The sequence below is a fragment of the Cytobacillus sp. FSL W8-0315 genome (assembly GCF_038002905.1).
In the GTDB taxonomy this organism is placed as follows: domain Bacteria; phylum Bacillota; class Bacilli; order Bacillales; family Cytobacillaceae; genus Cytobacillus; species Cytobacillus pseudoceanisediminis.
In genome coordinates this window covers 2,543,417-2,559,604 of record NZ_JBBOOC010000001.1, presented here as the reverse complement: position 1 = coordinate 2,559,604, position 16,188 = coordinate 2,543,417, and the positions used below count along the sequence as shown (strand labels likewise).

The following is a 16,188-nucleotide window of genomic DNA, read 5'->3' as shown; positions in this document are numbered from 1 at the left end:
CCTAAGAGAGGTACCGGCTTGTTTCATTTTAGGATAAGAGTAAAATAGAAAAAGACAGCTATTATGAAAAGAGTGAATTTTTTGAGCAGCTTATTCCCATCCCTATATGATTTGGCCATGCAGCCTCTAGAAAAAAGAAAATTCCGGAAAATCAGAAGTGAAATTCTTTCCATGGTGGACGGCCGGGTACTCGAAGTTGGTGCCGGCACAGGCATTAACTTCCCTTTATACAAAAAGGCGGATCGGGTCGATGCCATTGAACCAAACCAGGCAATGATTGAAAAATCTATTCCTCGCAAAAATGCGGCCGCAGTACCTATCCATATCCACCGGCAGTCAGCTGAAGTTCTTGAATTTGCGGACAAAACTTTTGATTCAGCAGTTGCCACTCTTGTTTTCTGCACGATACCAAATCCTGACAAAGCGCTAGCGGAGATCAGACGAGTATGTAAGCCAAAGGCAAAAATACTATTCTTTGAGCATGTTAAAATGGAGCAGCCCGCTCTGGCATTTGCCCAGGAAGCCCTGAATCCTCTATGGAAACGAATTTGTGACGGCTGCCACCTAAACCGTGATACACTTCTGTCTATTCAGAAATCCGGCATGAAGGTTACGAATGTGGCTTCCTATTATAAAGGATTGTTTCTGGTAATGGAGTGTGAGAATAGCGATGGCAGCCTTTAATGTTTAATTAGCGGCACCATTTGGGATTGCTACTCTATCTTTGTTGTTGGCAGCTGAGTAGCTACCGTTTTTTCCCTCTTAACATTTTCGGCTTTAATCCGGCTGGTTAACTATCAGTTTCTTCCTCCCCTCTACATTTTCGGCGTTAATCCAGTCGATTAACTACCAGTTTCCTCCTCCCCTCCACATTTTCGGCCTTAATCCAGTCGATTAACTACCCTTTTCCTCCTCCCCTCCACATTTTCGGCCTTAATCCAGTCGATTAACTACCAGTTTCCTCTCCCCTACCACATTTTCGGCCTTAATCCGGCTGATTAACTATCAGTTTCTTCCTCCCCTCTACATTTTCGGCCTTAATCCGGCTGATTAACTACCCTTTTCCTCTCCCCTATCACATTTTCGGCCTTAATCCGGCTGGTTAACTATCAGTTTCTTCCTCCCCTCTACATTTTCGGCGTTAATCCAGTCGATTAACTCCCCTTTTCCTCCTCCCCTCCACATTTTCGGCGTTAATCCAGTCGATTAACTACCAGTTTCCTCTTCACAACCACATTTTCAGCGTTAATCCGGCTGGTTAACTACCATTTTCCTCTCCCCTAGCGCATTTTCGTCATTAATGTGAAAGATTTACTCCCATTCTCTTATTCATGATCCACTTTCGCCTTTATTCATAGTTCAAAATTAGAAATCCTTTTCAGTTCTCTATAAAAAAGAAGGCCGATTCAATCAGCCTCCTTTGACTACACCTTCTTTAATTCGTAATTCCGGTTATCCACCAGCTTCTTATCATCCTTTTTAATTGAGCCTGCCGCTGTTAATTTCAGGATTGGCTTGACCCGGATCACATCCTGAATTTTTGCTGAAAGCTCAGATTCCAAGCCTTCCTCAGACTCTATGAAAATGGCAAGCTGATCCTGCCCGTTCTCATTTGTGACAACAGCCTGGAAAATCGAATACCCTGCTTCATTCAAGATCTTTGCAAGCTGTTTTTCTCTTACAAACATTCCTTTTACCTTTACACCATCACTAACACGCCCCAGCACTCCTGCAATCCTTTTTCCTTCGTACCCTTTAACCCAGCGGGAGAGGTCGCCCGTGCCAAAGCGGATGAGCGGGTAGCTCTTATCAAATAGAGTGACAACCACTTCCCCTTCTCCATCTGAAACCTCCCATCCAGTCTGCGGGTCACAGATTTGCACGATGGCAGAATCAGTTATTCTCAACCCCGGGCCCTGCTTGTCTTCAAAAGCAATACATCCGCAATCCGCAGTCCCATAGCCTTCATATACCGAAATTCCATTGTCTTCACACCTTTTCCGCATTTGTTCAGTCAGCATTTCAGCAGTAAAGAAAGCTTTGTTCAAGACAACATCATTTCCCATCTTCCATCCCTTTTCTTCAAGGGCATCAAGTAAAAGGCTAAAGAAGCTGGGAGTTCCCACATAGCCGGTTACCCTGGTATCCTTCATGATCTGAATCTGCAGTTCCCGATTCCCGGTTCCTGCCGGGATGACAGTTGCTCCTAATTCTCGGAGTGCCGAGTCAAACATAAAGCCTGCCGGTGAAAGATGATAGGAAAATGTATTCTGAACAATATCATTACTGTTAAAACCAGCTGCCCTGAGAGCTTCTGAGAAACGCCAAAAATCCTTCTCGGTGGTTTGCGGATCATAAATTGGTCCTGGTGACATAAAGATTCGTGCCATCTCATTAGGCTTTACAGCTGAAAGGCTTCCGAAGGGCTGATCTGCAGATTGCAGTTCCGGCAATTGGTCTTTTTTAAGCACGGGAATTTTTTGTAAATCCTTTAGAGATAGAATGTCACTTGGAGAAATATGTGCCTCATCAAGCTGACTTTTAAAGCCTCTTGCATTGTCATAGGCATGCTGGATCACTTCCTTCAGCTTTTCCACTACAGCCACCTCTTTCTTCTTTTATAAGATTTAATATCTTTATAGCTTTTCCGTCCCTTATCCCCCATTCCCAGGTAAAATTCACGCACATCCTGATTGGAAAGGAGCCGGTCCACCGTTCCATCCATCACAATCCGGCCGTTTTCCATGATGTATCCATAATCGGCAATCGATAAGGCAACATTGGCATTTTGTTCAACTACCAATATCGTGGTCCCCTCTTCTTCATTGATTTTTTTTATGATCCCGAAAATCTCTTTTACTAATAGTGGGGCCAGTCCTAATGAAGGTTCATCAAGAAGCAGCACCTTTGGCTTTGCCATGATCCCCCTGCCAATGGCCAGCATTTGCTGCTCTCCTCCTGACAGATAGCCGGCCTGCCTGTGCTTCAGCATTTCAAGCTTTGGAAAATAATGATAGACTTTTTGAATATCACTTTTAATATTCTTCCGGTCTTTCCTGGTATGTGCACCCGCAATCAGGTTATCTTCCACAGATAGGTGCTTGAATACGCGCCTTCCTTCCATGCACTGAAAAATGCCTTTCTTTACGATGGTTTCAGCATCGCTTACATCAATGCGCTCCCCATACAGCTCGATAAATCCGTCTGTTACTTCACCATTCTCACTTTTCAACAGTCCGGAAATGGCTTTAAGGGTAGTCGTTTTCCCGGCGCCATTACTGCCGAGCAACGCAACTATTTTCCCTTTGGGCACCACCATTGACATCCCCTTTAGTACAAGGATGACCTTATCGTACATCACTTCGACATTGTTTATTGTCAGCATTCATCTGTCCTCCCAGCTTTATAAACTCTTTCTCTATTTATTCGTCCCAAGGTCAAGTTCTGAATCATTTGTTGTTTGCTGGTTTTCTCGGTTTATTTGCAAAATCTGAGATTTGTTTGCGGATTCAAATCGTTTGTTTGCCAAATTTCGAGTTTATTTGCCAAGTTCTCAATCTAGTAATGATCCAAGCCTTTAAAAGTTAACAGGAGGCGGGTATAAAACCTCGCCCCCACCATTTTAGTAGCCGATATAATCAGTGAACACTTCAAACTGGCCGTTTTTGACTTCTGCCAACCGAATTTGGTTTGTACCAGCATGATTGTCAGGTGAAAATGTAACTGGGGCAGCTAGACCGCCAAGATCAAGATTTGAGATTTTCTCAAGGCCAGATCGGATCCCTTCGCCTGAAGTCGGGTCTTCAGCAAGTTTTAGGCCTTCAACCATAATTTTTGCGGAAACCCATCCCTGGATAAATTTCTGGTTTTTGTCTTCCAGCTTTTCTCCCTTGCTTTCTACGAACTTCTTGATTTCTTCCATTCCAGGAAGATCTTCATAAGGGAATGCATGTGTGACAACCCCGATAAATCCTTCAGCCGCATCGCCCGCAATTGGAAGCAAGCCTTCTCCGGTAGCCCAGTTTAAACCGATGAATTTTGTATCAAGGCCAAGCTTTTTAGCATCTTTGAGAATCGTTGCGGTTGCCCCCCAAGTTTGGTTGATAATCGCATAATCAGGATTTTTCTTTTCCATGTTCAGTAATTGGGAGGTTGCATCAAGTGTTTTCAGGTCAACTATTTGCTCATCAACAATTTCAATGCCATTTTCCTGTGCATAATTTTTGGCATCTTCAATTGGGGATTTTCCAAAAGCCGTATCGTTGTAAATTAAGGCAACAGTAGGTGTGCCGCCAGTGTGATTGTCTTTTATCCATTTCAGTACAGATCTTGCCTGGTCGGAGTAAGAAGCGGCGGCCAGGAAATTATATGGACTTTCGTCAATATTTTTTAGATTCTCTGAGTATGAAGCCGAGATGAATGGAAGCTTGTCGGCTGCCACCTGCTGGCGAAGAGCTTCTGTGTCACCTGTTCCCCATCCTAAAATAGCCGATACTTTATCCTTTGATTTTAATTTCTGATAAAGTTTTTGAGCTTCAGGAATTTTATAAGCATAGTCATCACCGATTAATTCGAGCTTATAGCCATTGATCTCCTCACCTGCAATGGATTCAAAAAATGCTTTTTCACCTTCTGCATATGGTGTTCCTACATCACCGGTACCGCCCGTTAGGTCAAAGATACCGCCGATTTTGACAGTGCCTTTCTTGTCACCGGATGCTCCCTCGCTGCCTCCTGAACAGCCAGCAAGCATTCCAGCCATTAATGTTGCTGCCAATAAACCTTTCCACACCTTCTTCATAATGTTCCCCCTCATTTTTACCTCTTTTTTATAAAAATTTGAAAGTTTTGCTTTCAAAATTTTCAGAAATTATTACCCGGGAATTAATAAGAAAACGGCCACAGCTTAAAGTAGTCTTTAATATTCTTCCATATTTTTGCGAGCCCCTGCGGTTCATAAATCAGGAATAAGATAATCACGAGGCCAAATACCACCTCTTTCATTCCTATTAAGACTGCAGATAAGTCTGGGAAAACCCCGCTCATCATTTCTACACCTGACCTGAGGACAACCGGAAGCAGTGTAATAAAAACGGCTCCGTAAATCGACCCGAATACACTCCCTAAACCGCCTACCAGTATGATTGCCAAGTATTCAATGGACACTGTGATGCTGTAAAGCTCGGGACTTACAACCATCGTATAGTGACCCAGTAAAGCTCCGGCGATGCCGACGAAAAAGGAACTAACAATAAATGCCAATACCTTATACTTAAACAAATCGATTCCCATAACTTCTGCAGCGACATCACGGTCACGGACTGCTATGAATGCCCTGCCGACCCGCGATCGGAAGAGGTTTAAGGTAAAGGCGGCTGTAATAATCAGCACCGTAAACATCAGATAATAATAGCTCCGCTCACTGTAAAAGACAAAACTGCCAAGTTCAGGCCTGGATAGGACCATTCCGGCTGTTCCGCCAGTCAGCGCATCCCAGCGGGAAATAACAAACAGGATGATTACCTGTGCTGCCAGGGTGGCAATGGCTAGATATAATCCTTTTAGCCTTAAGGAAGGCAATCCGAATAGTCCGCCTACAATCGCCGTCACAATGCCGGCTGTCGGCATAGCAATCCAGAAGCTTAACCCCAGCTTTGCTGTCAGAATGGCCGATGTATAACCGCCTACCCCCAGAAAGGCGCCTACCCCTATGGAAATCTGGCCGGTAAAACCCGTCAGGATGTTCAAACCAATAGCACCAATCGCGGCAATTCCGCAAAGCGTAGCCAGTCCAATAATATAATCGGATGCCAACATCGGGAATACTGCAAATACAGCCAGAAGAATGAAGACACGCATCCTTACTCTGGTTATTTTCCAGATAGCCATATCTTGTTTATAATTCACATGGAATTCTCCACAATCCATTACAAAAGGATTTCTCACTCGGCTACACCCTCTCGATTTCTTTTTTTCCGAACAAACCATATGGCTTGAACATAAGGATAAATACGAGGATGACAAACGGCATAACCTCTTTCAGACCGCCACCAACCAATGGATCCAGATATCCCCCGGTCAGGCTCTCAAGAATGCCGATAATCAGTCCGCCGATGATGGCCCCTGGGATACTGTCAAGTCCCCCAAGGATGGCAACCGGAAGTACCTTTAACCCGATCGCTGAAAGGGATGCATTAACACCATTTATGTTCCCGAGAAGGATGCCTCCAACTGCTGAAACAATGGCAGCAATCGCCCAGGCAACTGCGAAAATCATTTTTACGCTGATTCCCATCGACATCGCTGCCTGCTGATCATCTGCGGTTGCCCTCATCGCAATTCCCAGCTTCGAATATTTGAAAAATAGAGTGAAAATGATTAGCATAGCCACAACGATTAAAAGTGACCATAAATAGACGGGCGCAATGACAATTTCACCCAGATTAACAGGCTGCTCTGAGAAGATTTTTGGAAACACACGTGTTTCATGGCCCCAAATAATATGGACAATCCCGGCAAGAACACTCGATAAACCGATCGTCGCCATTATCATGGATATGACCGGCTCTCCGATAAACGGCCTCAGAACAATCCGTTCAATGACAAATCCCAAAACGGCACTGAACATAAGCGCAATTAAAAGGGCTGCTATAAACGGGATGTTGTAGGCTGTAATAAGCGTTAAACATACATACGTTCCAATTAAAAGGAACTCACCCTGTGCAAAGTTGATGGCGTCACTGGATTTATAAATAAGCACAAAGCCCAATGCCACAAGTGCATAAACACTTCCTACCACGATTCCTGTTACAAGCATCTGCAAGAAAAAAGTCATTAAGCTGCCCCCTCTCCTTCATCCATAAAAATGACTTGAAGCGTTGTTTGGATGGTTTGTTCCATGCCGTCACGATATTTGATCGTGCCATTTACACGTATTTTTTTGTCCTCTGTATAAAGCCCGTCGATCAATGCCTGATATTTTTTAGCAACAAATTGCCTGCGGACTTTCTTTGTTCTTGTAAGCTCTTCATCATCGGCATCCAGTTCTTTATATAGAAGGACGAATTTCTTAACCCGGGCTTTTTCAGGCAGGGTCTGGTTGATTTCCTGCACCTGTTTTTCGATTAATTCCAGCACTTCAGGTTTGGAAGATAAATCGGTATACGTGGTATAGCTGATTTGATTTTTCTCGGCCCAGCGCCCTACATTTTTCATATCAATATTGATCATGGCAACCACATATGGGCGATCCTTCCCGATTGCTACCGCTTCCTGTATGAACGAGCTGAATTTAAGCTTATTCTCGATAAATTGCGGGGAGAACATCTCACCTGTATCAAGACGGATGACATCTTTAATCCTGTCAATGATATACAAATGCCCTTCCTTATCCAGCCTCCCTGCATCCCCTGTATGCAGCCAGCCTTCCTGTATGGTTTCGATTGTGCTTTTCTCGTTTTTGTAGTACCCTTTGCACACACTCGAGCTCCTGATCAGAATTTCCCCTTCATCAGAAATTTTCACTTCTGTTCCCGGAATAGGAATTCCGACACTATCAAGCTTAATGTCGCCATCCCTGTGCACAATGGATATGCCGGCAACTTCTGTCTGCCCGTAAATGCTTTTTACATTGACTCCAATACTGTGAAAGAATTCAAATACATCCGGGCCCAAAGGAGCACCGCCGGTATAAGCACGCTTGATCTTCAAAAGTCCAAAGTGATCGCGAATTGCACTGAACATCACATAATCAGCAATTTTATAAAGAGCCTTCGTACCTGCGCTGACAGGTTTATTCCCAAAATGGGCTTTAGCTACCTTCTCGCCTATCGGCTTGCACCAGTTATATATCTTTCTTTTCAGCCAGCCGCTATCCTGAATTCTGACCTGAAAGCGCGACACCATATCTTCATAGATTCTTGGCGGCGAAAACATAACCTGTGGCCCAATTTCCCGCAGATCTTCCAAAACGGTTGCAGGCTCTTCAGGGAAATTAATTGTCATTCCATTGTATAAGCCCATCGCAAGGGTCATCATCTGCTCCCCGATCCAGGCAAGCGGAAGGAATGAAACATATTCATCTTTGTCCGTCAGCGGATCAATGTCTGACAAATTTTTAGCCATATCCAGCAGATTCCGGTAGGTAAGCATCGTTCCTTTCGGATTGCCTGTCGTTCCTGAAGTATATGATAAAATCGCCACGTCATCTGCAGTGCCTTTATCAACTTCCTGCGAAAATAAATCAGGCTGCTCCGAGTGACAGCTTTGTCCCATTTGCAGAACCTCTTCAAATTCAAACAGGAAATCCTCCCGATAACTTCTCATGCCCCGTGAATCATAATAAATAATCGTTCTGACTTTAGGAATGGAGTCTTTAATCTCCATCAGCTTATCCACTTGCTCCTGATCTTCCGCAACTATTATAGTTGCGTCACAATTATCAATAATGTAACTAAGTTCTGCAGATAAGGATTCCTGATAGATTCCAACTGAAATGCCGCCCAAGCTTTGCACAGCAAGCTCACTGATTACCCATTCAGGTCTGTTATCGCCGATAATGGCTAGCTTATCCTCCCTTTTTAGTCCTAAAGAGGCCAATCCCAAGCTGAAATTCTTAACTTTCTCCAAGAACGCTTCATACGTTATCTCATTCCAAATTCCAAATTCTTTTTCTCTTAAAGCAACTTGTGACCCATTTATGTATGCCCTTTCAATAAGCAGCTGCGGAAATGTCATGCTCAAAAGAATCTCTCCCCCCTACAAAACTATTAATCTACCGTTTAGACGAATCATCTTTTATACGGCATTCTCCTCTCCCAGATAAGCTTCTATGACTCTAGGATTATTCTGAATCTCTTCAGGCGTCCCGTAACCAATCAGCTTACCAAAATCAAGAACTGCAATGTGATCGGATAAATCCATTACAACCCCCATGTCGTGTTCAATTAATATAATAGTTGTATTCATTTCTTCATGAATGTCGATAATGTATCTGGCCATGTCCTCTTTTTCCTCACTATTCATGCCTGCCATCGGCTCATCCAGAAGAAGGATGTCAGGTTCCAGTGCCAGAGCCCTGCCGGTTTCGACTCTTTTCTGCAATCCATACGAAAGGGTACCCACGGGAGTATTGCGGATATCCTCAATTTCAAGAAAATCGATCACCTGCTCAACTTTTTTCCGATGTTCAATTTCCTCTCTTTGCGCCTTTCCCCAATAAAATCCTCCTGCAAGGAGTCCGGTTTTCATTCTCACATGCCTGCCAAGCATCAGATTGTCCAAAACAGATAAATGCGGAAAAAGTTCGATGTTCTGGAATGCCCTGGCAATGCCCATACTGGCTCTTTTGTGAGGTTTATAGCGGGTGATATCTTCCCCCTTGAAATGGATGGAACCAGATGAAGGCTTGTATAGTCCGCTAATGCAATTCAGCATACTTGTCTTCCCTGCGCCATTTGGCCCAATAAGTGAAAAAATCTCTCCTTCCTGCACTTCATATGAGACGTTGTCAAGCGCCACTACGCCTCCAAACCTCAAAGTAGCATCTTTAATCTCTAATATCCCCAACTTGCTAACCCCCTTTATTTCGAAACACAAAATATTTTTTATAAAATTATGAATAGTTTTAATATTCTTTACATATTTATTTTCTCCTTTTTATATTTAAAATATTTTTTAGCCCTTAGCTATTTTTCATTTTTATGTGAAATGGAATATTGATATGACAATTTCCTTATGTGTAAGTATTTTTCACTATAAGCTAAGTAATAATTATGAGGGAAACTCTTTATGTAAAAAGAACGAAAAAAAGCTAACACAGATGTGCTCAGCTTAGGAATTCACCCGTTCAATGTTAATTTTTATTAGAATATACCCATTTTGGTTTACTATAATCAGGAAAAAACACGATTAACTTCTTAAAGTGCCGTTAACCAGGCTTAGCTGAAAGTGTGCTGGAAAGCCGCTGTGCATATGAAAGTTTGGTCTCGAGCAACCTTTACCCCTCCATGAAGGCTGCTGAGGCCCCGCTTTTGGATTACTAGTTAAATCACACCTAAATTAATTACCTTGCAGATTTTCTTGAAATGTATCTGCTGCCACGTTTTTGCATCATACTGCCGCATGGCAGTTTGCAAACAAATCCATTCATTTCTTTATTTTTTTATAGGCTGGTGATTAAAAAAGTGCCGCTTACATAACAATGCTAGTAAACCGAAATTAATTAAAAGGAGAATCTGACTTGATCTGTTTGTGTGAAGAGCTTTCCTTATCCTATTGCGGCCTGGACGGAATAATAGCCATTTTAGAAGATAAACATACTGTTTTAAAAAACTTTGGTCTAAACGATGGAAGCTGGCTGAACTTGTGGAATATTGACTGCAGACTCCTGACTATGTTTTATCAATCCCTGTATGCGCATTATGACTGGTTTATTGTCGTCTATGATTATGAAAAGTTCTGTTCAGACAGAGAAATAAAAGAAGCGATAATCTGGCATGAAATTGGACATATTACCTATCCTGCTGGAAAGAATATAATTTGTACAGATACTGAAGTTCAATGTGATCGGGTTGCTATTGATTACGGCCAGAAGGAAGGAATCAAAAAGATTTTGGATCTTACCCTTAAAATGGCACGCTCGCTTAATAATGAAGTGCTGCTGAATATGACAAAAGAAAGACAAAAACAATTACACTTCATATAAGGAGCTTCTGCGGCAAGGCAGGATCCAATGATACTTTTTAATGTAGATTACATATGAAATTTATGGTACTCTTTAATCTTAGAATAGGAAGTGATGATATTGATAAAAATTGAAATCCCTCAGCCTGATCTCGTAATTACAAGAAGCAGGCAAACGGGACAGGCAGGAGAAAGTGACCTTAGCAGTGTCTATGGTTTCACAGATTATCATAAAATACCAAGAGACAAGGGCGGCATGATTCTGTTTTTCGATGCGAATGAAGATCTGCTATTTGTAGGGAAGGCACGAAAATTAAGGCAGCGCGTGAAAAAACATTTTGAAGATAATGTTTCTCCAATAAAAAATCATCGCGATGATATCTATAAAATTGCGGTCATTTACGTGGAAGACAGCATGGAGCGCGAAATTTATGAAACTTATATCATTAATACCCTTCATGCAAAATTTAATATAGACAAGGTATTTTACAAATAAAAAAGGCCATCCCGGCCTTTTTTTATTTGTAAAAAAGTATAACTTTGAACTCTGATAACTGTTTGCGCAAGCAGCCTGCCTCCTCGAGGTGAGGCCCCAGGGCGTCAGCATAAACATCACACGACCGAAAGCAACAGCTTTTGGGAGGGTGGCGGTCTAAGTCTGCGTTCCTTCGCGGGCAAGGCGCTTCCGCATTTCTAATTAATCGATTTCTTTTTTGTTTTTACCTTTAATGAATCGGTATGTCAAATACGCTATGTAAAGCGGAATCGCAATATAAATTAAATCGGGAAATGGTCCATAGGAGCCCTTATAAATAACGTACAGAACACTTCCAAGAAAAATGGTAACAATCGTCCCGTATTTTGGAAGAGGAACTTCCTTAAAGCTGGGAATCCGAATTCTGCTTACCATCAGAAAGCATAGTGCTGTGAACACAACAGTTGTAATGATATTGGGAATACGGTCACCAAAAAGGGTCAGTATGGCCATTATCCCTCCTGCTGCTGTTATTGGAACTCCTATAAAATAATTTAATGAGGACTTTGGGGGACTGATATTGAATCGGGCAAGCCGATATGCCCCGAATAGAGGAAAAAGACCTGAAACGATTAATCCAAGGATTCCAAATTGAAAAAAGTATGTATAAAAGACCAAAAATGAAGGGGCAACCCCAAATGTAACAATATCTGCCAGTGAATCAAGTTCTTTTCCAAGCGTACTATCCGCTTTCAGCATTCTTGCCAGCCTGCCGTCCATGCTATCAAGCATCATGCCGATTAAAATTAATATTGCTGCATTTTTAAATTCGCCATTGGCAGCCATTCCGATTGAAAGAAAACCGCAATATAAGTTACCCAAAGTGACCATATTGGGAATTGTTTTAATAAAACGCACTAGTGACCATCACACTCCAAAAATAGAAAAAAGTTTATTTTATTATATATTCCCTTTCATTATACCATTTAATCTTCTTTAAAGCCCTCCTCTTTCATAGAAACATTCGCCGCCAAAAAAGAAAGAGCCATAATCCATCATATGGATTTAGGGCTCTTCATGAATTCATAAGTTACAGATCGGCTATCTGAAAGACAAGTTCGCCGACTTTTATTTAGAATATTTATTTTGCTGTCAGAGCTTTAACATTCTCCGCTGACATTCCAGCAATATTGCTTAAAACTTCCTCATTATGTTCTCCCAGTTTTGGAGGGCCAGTCAATGCTGAGTCAATTCCTCCATGCATTTTAACTAAAGGGTAATTCCCGTCTTGTTCATAAATCTCCTTAAAAAGTGGAAAGTCTTTTAATTCACCCGTCTCCAATACCGGAGTCAGGCAGCAATCAACTCTTTGCCCGAATTCAGTCCACTCTTTTAATGTCCTGCTTTTAAATAATTCGGTCATCTCCAAATATACAGGATTATTGCCAGAAGCACGGGAGAAATGGGAATCAATCCAATCCTCCCTGCCGGCACTCTTGCAGAAGTTAATCCAAAACTTCGGCTCTAATGCAGCAAGAGCAGCAAACCTCGCATCCTTTGTTTCATAAATAGAGTAGGCGACGATCTCCCCGCTTAGTACCGATAGCCCATTTGAATAACCCGTTTCGTTTTCAATCAGCAAATGGTTTCCCATGATGGAAGCCATCACTTCAGCAATGGAAATGCAGTGATGCCCGCCATTTCCGGAAATCCTGCTGGAAAGCAGGGCTGCCAGTATCCTTTCACTCGCGGCCATTCCTCCCATAAAGTCCGCTATTGTATTGGACGGGTGAACTGGACGGCCGCTGGGGTCCTTCAGCTGGGAAAGGGCGCCGCTTACTGCCATATAGTTTAAATCATGGCTGCCTAAATATTGATAGTCTTCATTGCCCCCGTAGCCTGTAAGGGAGCAATAAACGATAGCGGGCTTGTGTCTTTTTACAGTCTCATAATCAAGTCCGAGCTTTTTCATGACTCCTGGCCGAAAGCTTTCCAGCACGGCATGACTTTCAGAAATCAGCTTTAGGGCTGCATTTCTTCCATCCTCACTCTTCAGATTGAGTGTAATGCTTTTTTTACCGCGGTTGTTGGCGGCAAACACGGCTCCTGTACCCTCTATTTTAATATCCAGCTGCCTTGCGGGGTCACCAGTCAAGGATTCAACCTTAATCACTTCAGCTCCAAGCTCTGCAAGTCTCTGGGAAGCAAACGGACCGGGGAGATAATTGGAAAAATCAATTACTCTAATGCCTTTTAACATCATGCATCCCTTTCTTCCGGCTAAATTTTTCCGTCAGCGAACAGATCCTCCAGCTGCTTTCTGAGCATAAACTTTTGAATCTTGCCGCTTGCATTCCTTGGCAGAGCTTCACAGAATACGTATTTTCTCGGCCGCTTATAATTAGCAAGTTCATCACTATTCCTGCACAGTTCATCCAGCTCATTTTCAGATAGTGCCGGATCTTTTTTAACTACAAATGCTGTGACCGTCTCACCCCAGCGGTCATCAGGCTGGCCGATCACTGCCACATCCAGTACGCCATTATGCGTATATAAAATATCTTCCACTTCCCTAGGGTAAATGTTTTCACCGCCGCTAATGATCATATCATCGACTCTGTCTTTAACGTACAAGTAGCCTTCGTCATCCAGATATCCTATGTCACCTGAATGGTACCAGCCCCCGTGCATGGCAAGATCGTTTGCCTCATCCCGATTAAAATAACCACTCATCATGCATGGACCTTTTACGATGATTTCACCTGTTTCCCCTGTCGGCACCACATTCTCAGGATCTGATGGACCATTTTCATTCGGCCTTACAATCCTAATCTCATGATTTAAACATGCCTGCCCGGCAGACCCTGCTTTCCGGATTTGATCATTTTCAGATAAAAACGTAATCGCTGGCCCCATCTCGGTCATTCCATATGCCTGTACGAGGGATACGCCTAATTTTTCCCGGCAGGCATAAACAAGTGCCGGAGCCATTGGAGCTGCTCCATACAGTCCCAGCTTCAGGCTTTCCAGGTTATAATGGCTTAAGTTTTCCTGCAGCAGCATATTCCACATGGTAGGTGCTGCAAAAAACTTTGTAATCTTCTCATCTGAGATTAACTGTAATACTTCTTTTGCATCAAAGTGATGGAGGATGGTATTTTTTGCCCCCACATGCACCCTTGGCAAAAAGGCACAGTGAAGCTCTGCACAGTGGAACATTGGTGCAGTCACGAGACCATTGTCACTGCTTTCAAGCTTTGTGGCTCCTATTACGATTAAACTTTGTTCAGCCATATCCCGGTGCCTGTGGACAACTCCTTTTGGCCTTCCCGTGGTACCGCTTGTGTACATGATCGCGTATAAGTCATTTTCGTCCATTTCTATTTCAATTTCATCGTGTGATGCTGCATCCACTTTTTCCCGATAGGATGAAGCATATCCGGGTGCCTTGTCATCAATGTACCAAAAGGCTGTATGCGGAAAACGTTTAGCAATTGGGGTAATGCCGGATTCCAGCATTTGTTCAAATAACACTACTTTTGGCTCTGCATCCTGAAGGATATAAGCAACTTCTTCTGACATCAGCCTAAAGTTGATCGGATTAAAAATGGCGCCGATTTTTGCACATGCAAAAAATGCTGTTGCAAGCTCCTCAGTATTAAAAAGGTAGGTTGAAACCCTGTCACCCTTCCTGACTCCCTCATTCATTAAGGCATTCGCCAATTTATTGATCTCAAGGCTCCATTCCTTATAGGTAAGACGCAGATTTTTTCTGACATCATACAGGGCTTCTTTATTCGGAAATTTTCCGGCAGTTAGATCGAAAATTCTTCCAATAGTAGTAGTCATTTTCATTCCTCCCCATTCTTCAGTCTAAACGTTCAATAATAGTCGCATTGGCCATACCAAGGCCTTCACACATGGTCTGAAGTCCATAGCGCCCCCCTGTTCTTTCTAGTTCATGCATCATGGTGACCATCAGCCGTGCACCGCTGCCTCCCAAAGGATGGCCGAGTGCAATGGCTCCGCCGTTTGGGTTAAGCTTTGCAGGGTCGGCTCCAGTTTCTTTCAGCCAGGCAAGCGGAACAGGAGCGAACGCTTCGTTCACTTCAAACACATCGATGTCCTCAATAGCCAGTCCAGCATTCTTTAACACTTTCTCGGTTGCAGGTATCGGTCCAGTCAGCATTAAAGTAGGATCAGAGCCAACTGCTGTGCGGGAAAGTATCCTGAATCTCGGCTTCATTCCAAGCTCCTCTGCTTTATCGCGTGACATAATTAATAGTGCTGCGGCTCCATCACTGATTTGACTTGAATTTCCTGCATGAATGACCCCATTCTCCTTAAAAACAGCCCTTAAACTTCCAAGTGCTTCCAGCGACGTTTCCTTTCTGGGGCCAGAGTCCTCCGAAACCGTCATGAGCTGTCCATCAGGCAATTTCACATTTAATGGTGCAATCTCTCTCTCAAAACGTCCTTCGTCCTGGGCTTTTAAAGCCTTTTGGTGGCTCTCTAATGAATAGCGATCAAGTTCTTCTCTTGTAAAACCATATTTTTCAGCAATGCGTTCAGCTGATAAGCCCTGGTGGATGATTTCATGTTTGTCTGTCAGTTTTTCACTGAATCCTACACCCTGATAACTGGAGCCGATTGGGACACGGGACATGCTTTCGACACCGCCTGCGATAACAATTTCCATATCTCCCGCCAAAATCGCCTGAGCTGCAAAATGGACAGCCTGCTGGCTGGAGCCGCATTGACGATCAATGGTGGTACCTGGCACTTCAATCGGAAACCCTGCGATCAAAGCTGCGACCCTTGCAATATCCCCTGTTTGTTCGCCTATTTGCGAGACACACCCAAGAATGACATCATCAATAATTTGCGGATCTATACCTGCACGTTCGACAAGTGCCATTAGTGCTTCAGCAGCCAGATCATCCGCCCTGATATCTTTTAAAAAGCCGTTTTTTCTTCCTACTGGCGTTCTGACACCTTCGACGATGACAGCTTCACGCATGTTTACTCCT

General features: G+C 43.1%; 14 protein-coding genes. 3 read left to right on the top strand and 11 right to left on the bottom strand.

The window, feature by feature from the left end; genetic code table 11:
• Positions 1–81 precede the first annotated feature (81 nt).
• On the top strand, positions 82–684 hold the full coding sequence (locus tag MKY20_RS13145; RefSeq protein ID WP_251174984.1) for a class I SAM-dependent methyltransferase: 603 nt from the start codon (positions 82–84) through the stop codon (positions 682–684).
• Positions 685–1,424: 740 nt separating this feature from the next.
• Here MKY20_RS13145 and MKY20_RS13140 read toward each other — a convergent pair.
• The 7 genes from MKY20_RS13140 to MKY20_RS13110 all read right to left on the bottom strand — a co-directional run bounded on the left by MKY20_RS13140 (position 1,425) and on the right by MKY20_RS13110 (position 9,567).
• Positions 1,425–2,597 carry a phenylacetate--CoA ligase family protein gene (locus MKY20_RS13140; protein WP_019382498.1) on the bottom strand — a complete coding sequence of 391 codons (1,173 nt, stop codon included), beginning with the start codon at positions 2,595–2,597 and terminating at the stop codon, positions 1,425–1,427.
• Positions 2,597–3,385 carry an ABC transporter ATP-binding protein gene (locus tag MKY20_RS13135; protein WP_009333564.1) on the bottom strand — a complete coding sequence of 263 codons (789 nt, stop codon included), beginning with the start codon at positions 3,383–3,385 and terminating at the stop codon, positions 2,597–2,599. Before MKY20_RS13135 ends, MKY20_RS13140 begins: the two co-directional genes overlap by 1 nt.
• Positions 3,386–3,622: 237 nt before the next feature.
• Positions 3,623–4,801: an ABC transporter substrate-binding protein gene (locus tag MKY20_RS13130; protein ID WP_251174985.1), complete on the bottom strand. Its 1,179-nt coding sequence runs from the start codon at positions 4,799–4,801 to the stop codon at positions 3,623–3,625.
• Positions 4,802–4,884: 83 nt separating this feature from the next.
• Positions 4,885–5,946: a branched-chain amino acid ABC transporter permease gene (locus tag MKY20_RS13125; protein ID WP_019382495.1), complete on the bottom strand. Its 1,062-nt coding sequence runs from the start codon at positions 5,944–5,946 to the stop codon at positions 4,885–4,887.
• Positions 5,947–5,950: 4 nt separating this feature from the next.
• Positions 5,951–6,835: a branched-chain amino acid ABC transporter permease gene (locus MKY20_RS13120; protein WP_009333561.1), complete on the bottom strand. Its 885-nt coding sequence runs from the start codon at positions 6,833–6,835 to the stop codon at positions 5,951–5,953.
• Positions 6,835–8,736 carry an AMP-binding protein gene (locus tag MKY20_RS13115; protein ID WP_192908963.1) on the bottom strand — a complete coding sequence of 634 codons (1,902 nt, stop codon included), beginning with the start codon at positions 8,734–8,736 and terminating at the stop codon, positions 6,835–6,837. Before MKY20_RS13115 ends, MKY20_RS13120 begins: the two co-directional genes overlap by 1 nt.
• A gap of 60 nt (positions 8,737–8,796) precedes the next feature.
• Positions 8,797–9,567: an ABC transporter ATP-binding protein gene (locus MKY20_RS13110; protein ID WP_009333559.1), complete on the bottom strand. Its 771-nt coding sequence runs from the start codon at positions 9,565–9,567 to the stop codon at positions 8,797–8,799.
• 673 nt (positions 9,568–10,240) lie between these two features.
• Here MKY20_RS13110 and MKY20_RS13105 point away from each other — a divergent pair.
• Together MKY20_RS13105 and MKY20_RS13100 are read left to right on the top strand one after the other, a co-directional pair.
• Positions 10,241–10,705, top strand: coding sequence for a hypothetical protein (locus MKY20_RS13105; protein ID WP_251174986.1), 465 nt, complete (start codon positions 10,241–10,243; stop codon positions 10,703–10,705).
• Positions 10,706–10,804: 99 nt separating this feature from the next.
• Entirely contained in the window at positions 10,805–11,179 is a 375-nt protein-coding gene (locus tag MKY20_RS13100) for a nucleotide excision repair endonuclease (RefSeq protein ID WP_019382492.1), read from the top strand.
• 201 nt (positions 11,180–11,380) lie between these two features.
• On the opposite strand, the gene pssA is transcribed toward MKY20_RS13100, so the two are convergent.
• The 4 genes from pssA to MKY20_RS13080 form a co-directional block, all read right to left on the bottom strand.
• Positions 11,381–12,076: a CDP-diacylglycerol--serine O-phosphatidyltransferase gene (gene pssA, locus MKY20_RS13095; protein ID WP_009333556.1), complete on the bottom strand. Its 696-nt coding sequence runs from the start codon at positions 12,074–12,076 to the stop codon at positions 11,381–11,383.
• Between the two features lie 223 nt (positions 12,077–12,299).
• Complete coding sequence (locus tag MKY20_RS13090; RefSeq protein WP_019382491.1) at positions 12,300–13,418, bottom strand: CaiB/BaiF CoA transferase family protein; 1,119 nt, start codon at positions 13,416–13,418, stop codon at positions 12,300–12,302.
• Positions 13,419–13,438: 20 nt separating this feature from the next.
• Positions 13,439–15,007: a fatty acid--CoA ligase gene (locus tag MKY20_RS13085; RefSeq protein WP_217025502.1), complete on the bottom strand. Its 1,569-nt coding sequence runs from the start codon at positions 15,005–15,007 to the stop codon at positions 13,439–13,441.
• 19 nt (positions 15,008–15,026) lie between these two features.
• On the bottom strand, positions 15,027–16,178 hold the full coding sequence (locus tag MKY20_RS13080; RefSeq protein WP_192908892.1) for a thiolase family protein: 1,152 nt from the start codon (positions 16,176–16,178) through the stop codon (positions 15,027–15,029).
• Positions 16,179–16,188 lie beyond the last annotated feature (10 nt).